Raw genomic sequence first — 11,738 nt, forward strand, 5'->3', positions numbered from 1 at the left:
CAGCAGAACGCCGATCGCGACTTTCCAGATCGAATAGCTGGAGATCAGACTGAGGGCCCGGGCCGGGTATCCTTGAACTTGCTGGCCCACTTCGCGGTCTTGGTCGTCAGAATTTCCTGAAAACGTTCCAGTGTGATCGACGGATCGCCAGAACGTGCGGTAGCCAGGAGGTCCTTTACCACATCGGCGAGGGTCGAAGAGAAGCCTGCGATAACCTCCCAGGTGTCATCGTGCCCTCCTGAATGGCTTTGGATCGCCAGGTCGGACACCAACTTCGCAGCCCGTGAGACCGCTTGTTCGGCCTCAAGCCAAGTCGCCGGATTGATATCCGAGAAGCCTGAAAGGTCGAAGCCCCGCATTTCCACGTAGGTTCGGTCCTCTTCGTCAGGGAAAGTGGTCCACACAAGGTCTCCGAGGCAGATCAGGACATCGGCGACCTCGCCCACGACGCCGTCTACGTCCGGCTCTTTCGGGCAGTATCCGGTCTGAATGTTCACCTCTTCTGCCAACTCGCCGAGCTCCGACAGAGTGGCCAGAGCAACGTTGGGCACGCTCCGGGCCGGAACAAATCTGGAAACCCAGTTGGTGGTGTGGGCAAGGTTGGTTTCGGGCGGGTGCGACATTCTCGTTCCTTTCAGTTCGCTCAATAGAAAAGGGCCGCCGGTTTGTCCGTAGCGGCCCTTTTGATGTTGATTAGGGAAGGCTTACATGGCCATGGCGGGCGCCGAGGCCAACTCCTTCACCTTGTCCTCGATCGCATCGACCATCTCGCGGGGCGTGTCATCCGACAGCTTCATACCGTCGTAGTGCACCAGGTCGGCGACCATCTCGACAGCTTCGTCGTAGTTGCTCGTGGTCTCGGTCTTGCCGTCGGCCGTCACCTCATAGGTCGAGGCGTGCTGGATTGCGTCGATCGGGACCATATCGCCACGGAAGTTCTTGGTCAGGCCACGTGCAGAAACAGTTTTCATGTCTGAATTTTCCATCAGTTTTCGTGTGTACATGAAGCCGGGCTATCCTTCTGGTGCGCCGACCGCTCTGACTGTTCATCTATAGAACAGATAAGAACGACGCAAGCTATTCTTTGCCTCTATCCTTATATTTCTTCATATTGCTAACCGCCCGCAAGGAACATTCAGTTTTCTTGCGCGTTGAGCTGATTACCCAACGAAAAGCCCGGCAACGCCACGCGCCGCCGGGCCTGATCCTGTCGTGACCTCGCGCCTTACCGAGCACCCATGCTCATTCCCATGCCGCGCGGTTTCATCGCCAGCCGCGGCCGCTTGGATGCGTTCGCAACCGGTGGCTGAGGTTTGGGCTCTTCTTTGGGCTCGAGCCCGAAGTCAGCACGAAGACCTGCGAGAAGGCCCGTCTTTCGGAAGGTCGACTTGGTTTTGCGGATTGCTGCCTGCAGTGCGGGTTTTTGCCCGATGTAGTGACACTCACCTTTCGGGCGCGTCCCGCCGGTGTACACCAGGCAGCGCTCCAGCATGAACTTGTGGTCCTTCGTCGTCAGCATCATCGCGACAGGCGCCTCGGAGCCTTGAACCTTGTGAATGGTCGAGGCCCAGGCGTGCGCCAGCTCACCCAAAGCATCGTCTTTGTACTCGATGGCATTCTCGCGATCCGGATACTTGATCCAGATCCGACTGGAGGATTTCTCCCCCTGCTCTACGCCCACGATGTCGCCGATTTCGCCGTTGAACACCATCTTGTCATAGCAGTTGCGCAACTGCATGACCCGATCACCCACGCTCCAGATGGCACGCTTGGTGGTGATCGTATGGCTGGGTTCATCGGGCTGTGCCGGGTTCAAATGCTCCTTGATGATCTCGTTCAGCCGTGTGGAGCCAACATCCCCCTTCCTTTGAGGCGAGAGCACCATGATATCGTTGGGATCGGAGAACCCATGTTCCGGCAACGTCTCATAGAGCTTGATGACCCGCTGATAGATTTCTTCCGCCGTCTCCGCCTCCCAGAAGAAGGTGTCCTTGTTGTTGAACTCGGGCATGTCGCCGTTCAGCATTGCATGCGCCGCAGAGATGATCCCGCTTTCCTCGGCCTGTCGGTGGATCACATTCAACCGCGAAAGTGCGATGACCTCACTGTTGATGAGATCTGCAAGCACCTGCCCCTGGCCAACACTCGGTAGCTGTTTGTCGTCCCCGACAATGATCAGCCGACCACCGCTCTGGATCGCCTCGATGAGACTGCGACACAGGCTGGTATCCACCATCGAATACTCGTCTGCGATGATCGTCGTAGCTTCGAGCGGGTTGAAGCGGTTGTGGATGAAACCACCGCCTTCGGGATCGACCACAAGCAGGCGGTGGATCGTCATGCCCTCACTGCCAGTCGCCACACCAAGGCGCTGGGCAGCGCGCCCGGTCGGTGCCGTAAGGGAGACGACTTCCTGCCGGTCCATGCGCAGCGCACGGAGAATGACCGCCTGAGTGGTCGACTTACCGGTGCCCGGACCGCCGGTGATGATGGAGATCGGATGCTGCAGGCTCCGCAGAGCAGCATCCCTCTGGGACGTGTCAAGCGTCAACCCGAGTTCCCGCTCGGCCTGCTCGATCCGCGCGAGATATTCCTCGGCATCAACTTCACCTGTTCTGGAGGTTTCGTGCAGGCGACGAATATTCCGCATGATCTGTTGCTCGTCGGCATGGAGCGACCGATGAGAGATGCGATCGGTCAGCCGATCACGAACGAGCGGCCCGTTCGGGTCTTCGATTGCCTTTTCAATCTCGGCCTTGACCCGATCCTGATCATTGAACCCATAGTATCGGGCCTTGCTGATGATGAAGTGGTCCTTCGCCTGGGTGTGGCCTTCACCAGACAGTTCAACCGACATGATGTGGTCCAGAAGCGCTTGGTAGCGGTTTTCAGAGTCCATATCGACACCGAGCGTTTGGGCGATGTTGTCCATGGTCTTGAAGCCGACACCATGAACGGTCTTCGCAATGCCCCAGGGATCAGTATGCAGCTTTTCAGTGATGCCGGTACCATAAGTCTTCACAATCCGACTGATCGTGGAGACCTTCAGACCTTCGATCGCGAAGGTTTCCAGGATCTCGTTCGGAATCGTCAGGCTTCCCCACGCCGAGGAGAGGTCTTCCGCCACCCTCTCCGACAGACCAGCCTCGATGAGTTTGTCGACCTCTCCCAGAACTTCATGCAGGTTGTCGGGGAAGGCCTTGAACAGGTTCTCTGCGGACTTCGGGCCGAACCCGTCGACCGGCAGTGTCCGAATCCAGCCTCGCGCTCCCCTGGCGGAGACATCCACATAGGGGCTGATCATGATTGCGTTGATCTGGGGCTCTCCCTGGTAAGTCTCCTCCGACCCACTAAAGGAAATCCGTCCACCTTCCGAGAGGCGCGCGTTGCTGTTCCCCTTTACGGAGATCAGCCCCTTTCCTTCAACATCGGCCATCAGGATGTAGAACGGATTCGCCGAGTCGTGTTTCTGAAAGATGATCTTGCGGATCTCGCCCTGATAGTGCTGCATGAGGTCTCCTGACTGGCCGTTCTTTTGGATAGATTACCGTTTATCCTATATGTTGACAACCAGATTCCATAATTATTGCATGCCGCGCCACGCGGCGGCTTATATCGTTTATGGATAGGTGGCTGCGAGGTGCGGCATGCAGCCACCTATCCTGCTTCAGAGCACGAAGTCGTCAGCGCCCAGCGCGGACAGCTCAACACCAGAGAGAATGGCTACCAAGTGATCCCCCGGCGCATCTCCCGCATAGGCATCCTCTGAAATCGAAACGCGCACGTCACTGCCGTCCTGTGACAGGATGAGACTTCCGGAATCCCAGGGGTCTGCGATGTCCGGCGCCATGATGGCACTGATGTCGATCAGGTCCTGCCCCGTCTGGAAATCTACCACGGTATCGTAGGCGTCCGACGTGTCCCGGAACATGAAGACATCTGAGCCATCTCCACCGCACAGCGTATCATGGCCGGCACCGCCGCTGAGCACGTTGTCCGAGGAGTTTCCCCATACCGAGTTGTCCCCGGCACCACCATGGAGGTCCGAGGCGCCAACATTCTCCATCAGTCGCCCGGTTTCGACATTGTCAGAGATCCTGAAAACACTGCCGGCAGGATCACTCGTTGAGACCCTGAAGTCTCCGCTCGCGACGTAGTAGGCGGCATCATTTCCGGCCCCCTCCTCTTCGATCACCACGTCATCCACATCGTCGATGATGTAGACATCATCCCCCGCGCCGCCGCTCATGGTATCCGCACCGGAACCGCCATCGAGACGGTCGTTGTCGGCCCCGCCGAAAAGGATGTCATCGCCCTGGCCACCAGAAAGGGAATCTGCCCCGTCCCCGCCAGAGAGCCAGTCGTTGCCAGCTTCCCCCCAAATCCGGTCAGAGCCTTCATCTCCGAGGATGGTGTCGTTCCCATGACCAGCATAGATGGTGTCATCCCCTGCGCCGCCGGCCACGCTGTCGGAGTTGAACCATGAAAAGATGAGATCGTCTCCGTCATCCCCGCCGATCCAGTCTTCACCGTCCCCGCCGAAGAGGGTGTCCGCACCTTCGCCACCGAAGACGGTATCGTTGCCGCTCTGAGCAACAATGCGATCGTCGCCGGTGCCGCCATGGATCACATCATCTCCAGCACCGGTGACCAGGTAATCATCGCCGCCATTTCCGTTCACCGTATCGGCGCCGTAGTCCGAGAAAACTGTATTGGCGCCCTCGTTTCCACTGATGCTGTCGTCTCCAACGCCCGAGATAACGTGCTCGATGCCGTGAACGGTCAACTCACCACCCCCGACGGAGCTTGCTGAACCATCCCGGATATCGATGACATTGTTTCTCGAGCTTGCCGCAGAATTCAGAATGTCTCGATCCCCTGCAGAATCCGAGAGTTCACCGCGCGTGGGATCGCCTGCGACCAGCTCCGCAAAGTCATCCGTGAAGAAGTACTGGTCATCGTCTGACGCATCATCGCCGAGGAACTCGAGCCCGATGGAGTTCACTCCGACATCGAGGGCCTCGCCCGTATCCTGATGAACTACTGAGATCGTCCAAAGGCCGGCGGAACTTTCTGACCAGAAGGCGTTGCTCGAGTATTCGTATGTCATCACACTGCTGCCGTAGGATCGCCCCTCGACCAGGATTGATTTTGTACCTTCCGGCGAGGTCAGTTTCAGCACGACGTCATCCCAGGACGAGCTCACCCAGTCCATGGAAATCAGAACTTGCTGAATTTCGATCTCGTCCGAGACCGAGACGGTGAACGACGATCCGGTCTGGCGGCTGCTCGGAGTGTAGCTCGCGCTGGCGCTGTCCTGGGTACCGCTCGTGCCGACGTCCAGCCAGGTGCGCGCAAGAGATGTTGCAGCGGCCGCATCCACCGCGCCAAAGCCATAGTAGTTGCTGAAGGTCAGGCCACCTCCATTCCAGGTGCTTGCCCCGTTCGTCTCCCAGCTATCATGGCCGCTGTCGATCATCCGCGAGGACAACGCAAAGATGTCCTGAACGTCTCTCCAGCCGAGATCAGAATTCGCCTCCAGCATGAGAGCAGCGACCCCCGAAACGACCGGCGCCGAGAACGACGTGCCCGTTGCAAAGCGGGTTTCGTCTCCGTTCTGGACAGGTATGCCCGTCCCTGGAGCACTCACGAGGACGTTGGCGCCGTACTCGCTGTTGTAATAGACTTCTCCGGTGCCGTCATAGTTCCCCACGACGATCGTGCCGGGGTCCGCCTTGAGACTGATGGTAGGAACGTTTGCGCCTTCCATTGACCCATCGTTCCCTGCTGAGACCACGATAATGGTCCCCAGTCCACCACGCCCCTCCGCGGTCGCCTGATCCACAACGTCGCCGTAGTAGGTCTGGTAATAAGGAGACTCGTAACTTCCGCCGTAGGGGTCGGTGAAGCTCCAAGAGTTGTTGAACACGTCTGAATTCATTGCGCCGGCCGCAAATGCGTCTTCCAGCCCCGCGCTGCTCGAGCCGAAGGCTACCCTCTGGCCAGACCACTCTGCCTCATAGGCGACGCCTTGTCCTCCATATCCATTGAGCGCACCCACTGCGACCTGCGAGGTCATTGTCCCGTGCCACAGCGTACCGCTTCCGGGATTGATGTCGGTCCCGCCAGTCGCGTGGTCGTAGGACAGATCGGCGCGGTAGCCAGGAGCGAGATCGAGGTCCTCATAGTCGAACCCATTGTCCATGAAGCTGATGAGAACCCCTTGTCCAGAATACAGTTCCCAGGCGGCCTCGACGTTGATCCCCTCCTCGCCAAAGAGGTGCCAGGCATAGCTTTCGTTTGGCTCCGCATCCGGCGATGTCGATGCCATTCCCTCCATGACAGACACGACTTCATTCTGAATTTCTTCCCTGCTCATGCTGAGCTCCCTACATCTATCCTAGGGGGAGATATGCAGTTGCAGATGAAAATGCTGGAAACTTGCCGCTCTGAAAAAATGAATAGATCGTAAAATTCCCGTTGACGGCAAAGAATAGAACGCCTATCAGCGTACCCAAGACAAGAATAGAAGGATAGCCTCTTGCCCGGCATCGAAGATTTCCGCCCGACCGCCTGTGAGTACGTCGACATCGACGAAGTCATCAAAGGCGGCACCGCCGAAGATATACTGGCCAACCTGAAGCAGATCGAAGCGACCCTCCGGGAAGAGCGCGGCATCACCGGTGAAATCCGCTATGACATGACCCCCAATTCCCTCTGCGCAATGTGGACCCCAGAACCCGTGGTCGTCTCCCTTGACGGTCAGGAAACACACCAGCAAAAGATCGAACGCCGGCGCCGCGCAGTCTATCAGCGAAACCTGACCAACCTCAGCCGCGCACAGCGTGGCCTTGAGAGCGCCCTGTGCACCGGCAGCCCGGCGTGAGGCAAGCAAGGTGAACCGCAACCGCAAACTCATGCTTTCTACCGTCTTCGCATTGGTTGCTATCGGTGCCATGGCGATGTTCGGAGCACCTCCATCGGCTGCCATCATCATGGGACTGACCACATTCGGCATCACCATGGCGTCTATCGCTATGACAGAACCCAAGGCCGGCGAAGACTCTGGGCGTCGGAACAGAGAAAGCGTGATCTGACGATCTCTATGACGCCGTTCCGCTGGTATCGCCCAACACTCGAGGTTTTCAGCACATCGGTGGCAATCAGATTGGGTCCCATGCACTTCGTCGCCATTGAGAGACCCGACAGCCCCTACGTGACGACGAGGAAGTTCAAGCTCTGAGAGCACCCAGGTGAGATGGCAGCGCATTGTTGCATGCCTTTCGCCACATCCCCGGCAGAGAACAAAGGAGAAAAGGCATGGCAGAAGATTGGTCCGAACGTCCGGATGAACTCAAACCCGGGATTGTGTTTAAATCCTACAACGGGATCCTGGACGACGGCAACGAGGTCCTGCTCAGGTTGGACCGCCCTGTCCCGGGGGATGCCTCCAAATGGTATGTTGAGGAGTTTCTGTTGGGGAGCTGGATTCGCAGGACTGAAGTCATCGAGTCGTGTGACCTCATTGAAAAGGTCGATGATCCGGCGCCGCCGCCGCCAGAAGATTGGTACGAGCGCCGGCACGAGCTCCGCTCTGGGATGGTATTCAAGGACTACCAAGGGGACCTTGTCCAACTCGACCGTACCGTCCCCGGCGATGGTACGAAATGGTATGTCGGGGTGTTTTCGAACGGCAGCTGGGCGTGGATGGATGACACGATCGAACCGGGGGACCTCGTTGAGCAGGTGGATGATCCCGCGCCACCGCAGACTTTTTCCCCTCTCTGAAGCGTCAGTAGGGGGTCCGTTTCGTACGGGCCCCTTATGCTTTCAACTTGGCGGGTGTTAGGCGATGCCCAGGCAAATGGGTGCCAGAATTACCACTGCTGACCCCGCAAAAAGAGTCGTAGACCGAGAGGACACCGCCAGCTCCGGTGAAGCCTTGGCTGCCCTATAGATGCCGAGGAAGCCGCTCATCGCCAGGCCGATCCCTATGACGAGCGACAGCAGATTGATGGCGTAGATCCAGTCTTCCACCTCACTCGACCCCTTGCTCAGCGAGAACCTTCTCGATGATCGCTGTGTCCGACGGGTTGTTGAGCTCCCAGAAGTCGCCTCTTTCTTCGACCTCGACGCAACGGATGGTCCCACCGTTTTCGAGGAACCGCAGCTGCTCGAGCCCTTCGAACATCTCCAGCGGCCCCCGCTTCATGGTGAGGTAGCTCTCTAGCGCGGCTCTCCGGTACCCGTAGAGCCCGACGTGGTGGAAAACCGGGAGCTCAACAAGCTCTGAGGGCTCGTCAGACGTGTGCGGAAGGACCTCTTTCGAGAAATAGAGCGCGTCGGCCGAGTGATTGAAGACCACCGTGGTGCCACCGACCCGGCCGTTCCTGCGATCGTTCTTCAGGCGATATAGGGCGTCGCCAGTGCATCGAAGAGCCGGCGTTGCGACCTGCACAGCGACGTCGTCGAAAGCACCAATGAGGGCCTCGCAGAAGTTTGGAGGCGTCAGCGGGGCGTCCCCCTGAAAATTGATGAAGAGGTCGTACTCAGGGCACTGGGATGCGACCCATGCACAGCGCTCGGTGCCGTTTCCGCAGCTCTCGGGCGTCATGATCACCTCCGCGCCGAACCGCGTGCACTCACGGGCAATGCGATCATCATCGGTAGCGACGACGACGCGGTCGACCCCTCGCACCTTCATGGCGGCCTCCCAGGTGCGTTGCACCAGCGGCTTTGCAATGCCGCTGGCGCCTTTCAGTGGTGAAAGCGGTTTTCCGGGAAAACGTGTCGACGCATAGCGCGCCGGGATGACGATCATTGTCTTGGACATGGGTGAATTCAACTTTCCGTTCTAGAAACGGGCTCTGAATACCAACCGATGTTTGCCGCCTGATTAAAGGCTCACTCCGCTTCCTCATCCCAAGACACGGACATATTCCAGAGCACCATCCGATCGTCACCTTCGTACCGCGGGAAAGCAAGCATGCCGATCACATGGGCGAACATCTCGTACTGCTCGTCCACACCGTCCCTCGAGACCAACAACGTCAGCGGCACCACGAGTTCTACCCACTTGCGGCCTTGTGCCGAGACCAACCCTTCCTTGACCTTGCGGACATCGTCACCAGCCTTTGCAGTGACATAGACGGCGCCCATGTCGGCGTTCAAGAAGCCCAGCTGCTTGAGGACATTGCCGATATCTTTTCCTGCATCCTCCGCAGCGATCTTGAGTAGATAGTGATCTCCGGCTCTCTCGGACATGGCGAGCTTGAGTTCTTGAATATGCGCTTCGACCTGAGGGCGCCAGAAGCTCATGACCTCTTCAACGGTTTCTCGGGCCCACGCCATTGCATCCTGAATATCGACGTCCCTGAGGTCGTACTCGCTCAACACCGTGTCACCATCAGTATCCATTGACTGAAACAGCGGCAGCCTCTCCCTGGCCCACTTGGCGTGAGACATGTCACTGGGCAGATTGTCCAGTTCGCCATCCAGATAGAGTTGGCGGCCGGCATCCTGCACTCGAGGGGTACTCGACGAGTATGTGCTTCCGCCACCTTTTTCATATTGAAGGAGTTGCTGAGAATGGGCAGCGCCGGCGATCAACAGACCGGCAGAAAAAATCAGGATCTTATCTCTTTTCACAGAGGCCTCTGCATTTTGTCTTCTATTCTTGTTCTCTTGCCGAGATCAGTCTGAAGCCACCGCACCCCGTCTTGATGAACCGAAGCCCGGAGCGGCCAATGATGATGGAGCCCCTAGTGGACGTATGTGCCCGCCGTCTGCCCGCCCCATACTCCTCGCTCTCCAGCTCCGATCTCTGGCCAAGTTCGCAGCATCCGACCTCGTCGGCGATCGACCGAAATCTGTTCAGAAATCTCGCCCCGGCTTCGGTTGCGAAGTTCCTCCCCGAGACATCTCCAATGAAGCGAGTTGTCAGGTCTGGAAGAGCGCTTTCCACTTCCGGACTACGTGCCTCGATCAGCAGGCGTCGACTGAGTTCCAACGTCATGGGAGCATCGATCGCGATGGAGTAGAACAGGTCAGCATCTGAGAGCGCCGCGGCCGCCAGGACCCCCAATCTATTTTCAGAGAATCCTGACGGAAGCGCGGTTGGCAGCTGGCAGTCCTCCGCCGTGAGCGGCGCGCCAAGCTCAAGCCCGTCCATCAACCGGATCAGGGGCCGACGAACACTGGAAAAGCTGGACAGGATAATCAGAGAAACGAAATCGCATTCCGACTGGGGCAGACCATGTTTCCTCATGATGTTGGTCGTGAGGGCTGCAGATCGCCTTTCAATGTCGAAAAGACCGTACTCACCAGCGGAGGACCCTGGGTGATCGAGGTCATGACCCAATGCAGATATCGCGACCAATGGCACCCCTCTTGGGGCGCATCTGAGCTCGGCCTGGTTCTGCGCCAAGAGTACCGCGACCATTGCAACCAGGAAGGCATGCTGAGGGGAGTGGAATGCATTGTGCTGCATACTCCGATCCGCTTCCCGAGCGAGGGAATAGAGTACCGCGCAATCGATGCTGTCCAGGTCGGGAAGGGCGACAGAAATCAGGATTTCCACTGCGGGAGCCAAAGGGATCGCTTGAGTCCGAGAGAACACGGCCCTGAGCGCATCCCGTTGAGCGTCGCTTGCAAGCGGGGTCTTGAACACCCGCTCGACCTCTCTCCTGAGAAACTCCAATTCACCACCCGACATACACTTGCCAGGTAAGTGAGAAGGATTTCTTAAGATAGCTTCAACCCACATTTCCCAAGTAAGGCGCTGATTTCGCTGTCCTGACCATTATATTTCCTATATAAAACATGGTGTTGAAGGCTGCGAGGGGCGCGTTTCATGGATCACCCAGAGGGTGCGGGCTTGCAACGGGCAGATCGGGTGGATTTCGACCCTCGCGTGCGGCTGGAATTTCGCGGCACGCAGCTCAGTTCCGACGGCGGCCTTCTGGTGATGCGCGAGCTTGATGACGCGCTCGGGTTGTCCGATTTGGCGTCAGCGGCGCTGCGCGATACTCGCTCTGGCAAGAACACGGTCCATCGGCTCGACGGCCTGTTCCGGCAATCAGTCTTTGGGCGGCTGGCCGGATACGAGGATGTCAACGACGCCAACCGTCTCGCCTGCGATCCGGTCATGCGCCAAGTTGTCGGCGGCAGAGCGGTCGATGCACAAGCGGCCTCGGCATCGCAGATGGGACGGTTCGAGACCGAGACGCTGGCTCTGGCCGGGAACCGTGCCGCGCTGGCCGACCTGAACGGGCAATGGATCGACCGGTTCCATGACCGTAACGGGCTGAAGTACATCGTTCTGGACATGGACAGCTCGGTCAGCCCGACCCATGGCGACCAGGAAGGGTCCGCCTGGAATGGCCATTTCGACTGTAGCTGCTATCACCCCAACTTTCTGTTCAACCAGTTCGGGATGCTGGAACGCTGCGCCCTGCGCCATGGCAACGTCCACAGCGCCGATGGCTGGCGTGATGTTCTCGACCCCGTCATTGCGCGCTACGCGGAGCGCGACCTTGGTGGCAGGTTCTTCCGGGCCGATGCTGCCTACGCGATCCCGGCGATCTATGAGCGATTGGAAGAAGCGCGGTTCTTCTACGCCATCCGGCTGCCCGCAAACGCGGTCCTCAAGGACAAGATCGCGCATCGGCTAACGCGCCCTGTCGGGCGGCCGTCACTGACCAAGGTCAAGCGGTTCTTCGAGGAATTCGAGTATCAGG

At 58.4% G+C, this 11,738-nt stretch carries 12 protein-coding genes; 4 read left to right on the top strand and 8 right to left on the bottom strand.

What is annotated here, in order from left to right; all coding sequences use genetic code 11:
• Nucleotides 1-44 precede the first annotated feature (44 nt).
• The 4 genes from G0D83_RS13665 to G0D83_RS13680 all read right to left on the bottom strand — a co-directional run bounded on the left by G0D83_RS13665 (nucleotide 45) and on the right by G0D83_RS13680 (nucleotide 6,379).
• Nucleotides 45-623 (bottom strand): hypothetical protein, encoded by a 579-nt coding sequence (locus G0D83_RS13665; protein ID WP_164194946.1) that lies wholly within the window; start codon nucleotides 621-623, stop codon nucleotides 45-47.
• Nucleotides 624-704: 81 nt separating this feature from the next.
• The gene (locus tag G0D83_RS13670; RefSeq protein WP_164194948.1) at nucleotides 705-971 is read right to left on the bottom strand and encodes a hypothetical protein; all 267 of its coding nucleotides are present in this window, start codon (nucleotides 969-971) and stop codon (nucleotides 705-707) included.
• Between the two features lie 254 nt (nucleotides 972-1,225).
• A complete protein-coding gene (locus G0D83_RS13675) occupies nucleotides 1,226-3,511 on the bottom strand; it encodes an AAA family ATPase (RefSeq protein ID WP_164194950.1) in 2,286 nt (761 codons plus the stop codon).
• Nucleotides 3,512-3,667: 156 nt separating this feature from the next.
• Complete coding sequence (locus G0D83_RS13680; protein ID WP_164194952.1) at nucleotides 3,668-6,379, bottom strand: S8 family serine peptidase; 2,712 nt, start codon at nucleotides 6,377-6,379, stop codon at nucleotides 3,668-3,670.
• A gap of 162 nt (nucleotides 6,380-6,541) precedes the next feature.
• On the opposite strand from G0D83_RS13680, the gene G0D83_RS13685 reads away from it, so the two are divergent.
• The 3 genes from G0D83_RS13685 to G0D83_RS13695 all read left to right on the top strand — a co-directional run bounded on the left by G0D83_RS13685 (nucleotide 6,542) and on the right by G0D83_RS13695 (nucleotide 7,788).
• Nucleotides 6,542-6,886: a hypothetical protein gene (locus tag G0D83_RS13685; protein WP_164194955.1), complete on the top strand. Its 345-nt coding sequence runs from the start codon at nucleotides 6,542-6,544 to the stop codon at nucleotides 6,884-6,886.
• 10 nt (nucleotides 6,887-6,896) lie between these two features.
• Complete coding sequence (locus G0D83_RS13690) at nucleotides 6,897-7,097, top strand: hypothetical protein (RefSeq protein ID WP_164194958.1); 201 nt, start codon at nucleotides 6,897-6,899, stop codon at nucleotides 7,095-7,097.
• 223 nt (nucleotides 7,098-7,320) lie between these two features.
• Nucleotides 7,321-7,788, top strand: coding sequence for a hypothetical protein (locus G0D83_RS13695; protein WP_164194960.1), 468 nt, complete (start codon nucleotides 7,321-7,323; stop codon nucleotides 7,786-7,788).
• Between the two features lie 57 nt (nucleotides 7,789-7,845).
• On the opposite strand, the gene G0D83_RS13700 is transcribed toward G0D83_RS13695, so the two are convergent.
• From G0D83_RS13700 to G0D83_RS13715, 4 genes are all read right to left on the bottom strand, one after another.
• Nucleotides 7,846-8,037 carry a hypothetical protein gene (locus G0D83_RS13700; protein WP_164194962.1) on the bottom strand — a complete coding sequence of 64 codons (192 nt, stop codon included), beginning with the start codon at nucleotides 8,035-8,037 and terminating at the stop codon, nucleotides 7,846-7,848.
• Nucleotide 8,038: 1 nt separating this feature from the next.
• Complete coding sequence (locus G0D83_RS13705) at nucleotides 8,039-8,833, bottom strand: manno-octulosonate cytidylyltransferase (protein WP_164194964.1); 795 nt, start codon at nucleotides 8,831-8,833, stop codon at nucleotides 8,039-8,041.
• Nucleotides 8,834-8,904: 71 nt separating this feature from the next.
• Nucleotides 8,905-9,648: a hypothetical protein gene (locus tag G0D83_RS13710; protein WP_164194966.1), complete on the bottom strand. Its 744-nt coding sequence runs from the start codon at nucleotides 9,646-9,648 to the stop codon at nucleotides 8,905-8,907.
• 22 nt (nucleotides 9,649-9,670) lie between these two features.
• Nucleotides 9,671-10,669 carry an HD domain-containing protein gene (locus tag G0D83_RS13715; RefSeq protein ID WP_164194967.1) on the bottom strand — a complete coding sequence of 333 codons (999 nt, stop codon included), beginning with the start codon at nucleotides 10,667-10,669 and terminating at the stop codon, nucleotides 9,671-9,673.
• 183 nt (nucleotides 10,670-10,852) lie between these two features.
• Here G0D83_RS13715 and G0D83_RS13720 point away from each other — a divergent pair.
• The coding region (locus G0D83_RS13720) for an IS1380-like element IS1247 family transposase (protein WP_164194968.1) at nucleotides 10,853-11,738 on the top strand (886 nt) is incomplete at its 3' end.

Origin of the sequence: Salipiger sp. PrR003 (genome assembly GCF_010500785.1) — a bacterium.
GTDB lineage: Bacteria > Pseudomonadota > Alphaproteobacteria > Rhodobacterales > Rhodobacteraceae > Salipiger > Salipiger pacificus_A.

Bases quoted from the DNA above. Each gene is read 5' to 3' on its own strand.
- G0D83_RS13670 (WP_164194948.1), bottom strand. From the start codon at position 971: ATGAAAACTGTTTCTGCACGTGGCCTGACCAAGAACTTCCGTGGCGAT.
- G0D83_RS13680 (WP_164194952.1), bottom strand. From the start codon at position 6,379: ATGAGCAGGGAAGAAATTCAGAATGAAGTCGTGTCTGTCATGGAGGGA.
- G0D83_RS13695 (WP_164194960.1), top strand. From the start codon at position 7,321: ATGGCAGAAGATTGGTCCGAACGTCCGGATGAACTCAAACCCGGGATT.
- G0D83_RS13665 (WP_164194946.1), bottom strand. From the start codon at position 623: ATGTCGCACCCGCCCGAAACCAACCTTGCCCACACCACCAACTGGGTT.
- G0D83_RS13675 (WP_164194950.1), bottom strand. From the start codon at position 3,511: ATGCAGCACTATCAGGGCGAGATCCGCAAGATCATCTTTCAGAAACAC.
- G0D83_RS13705 (WP_164194964.1), bottom strand. From the start codon at position 8,833: ATGTCCAAGACAATGATCGTCATCCCGGCGCGCTATGCGTCGACACGT.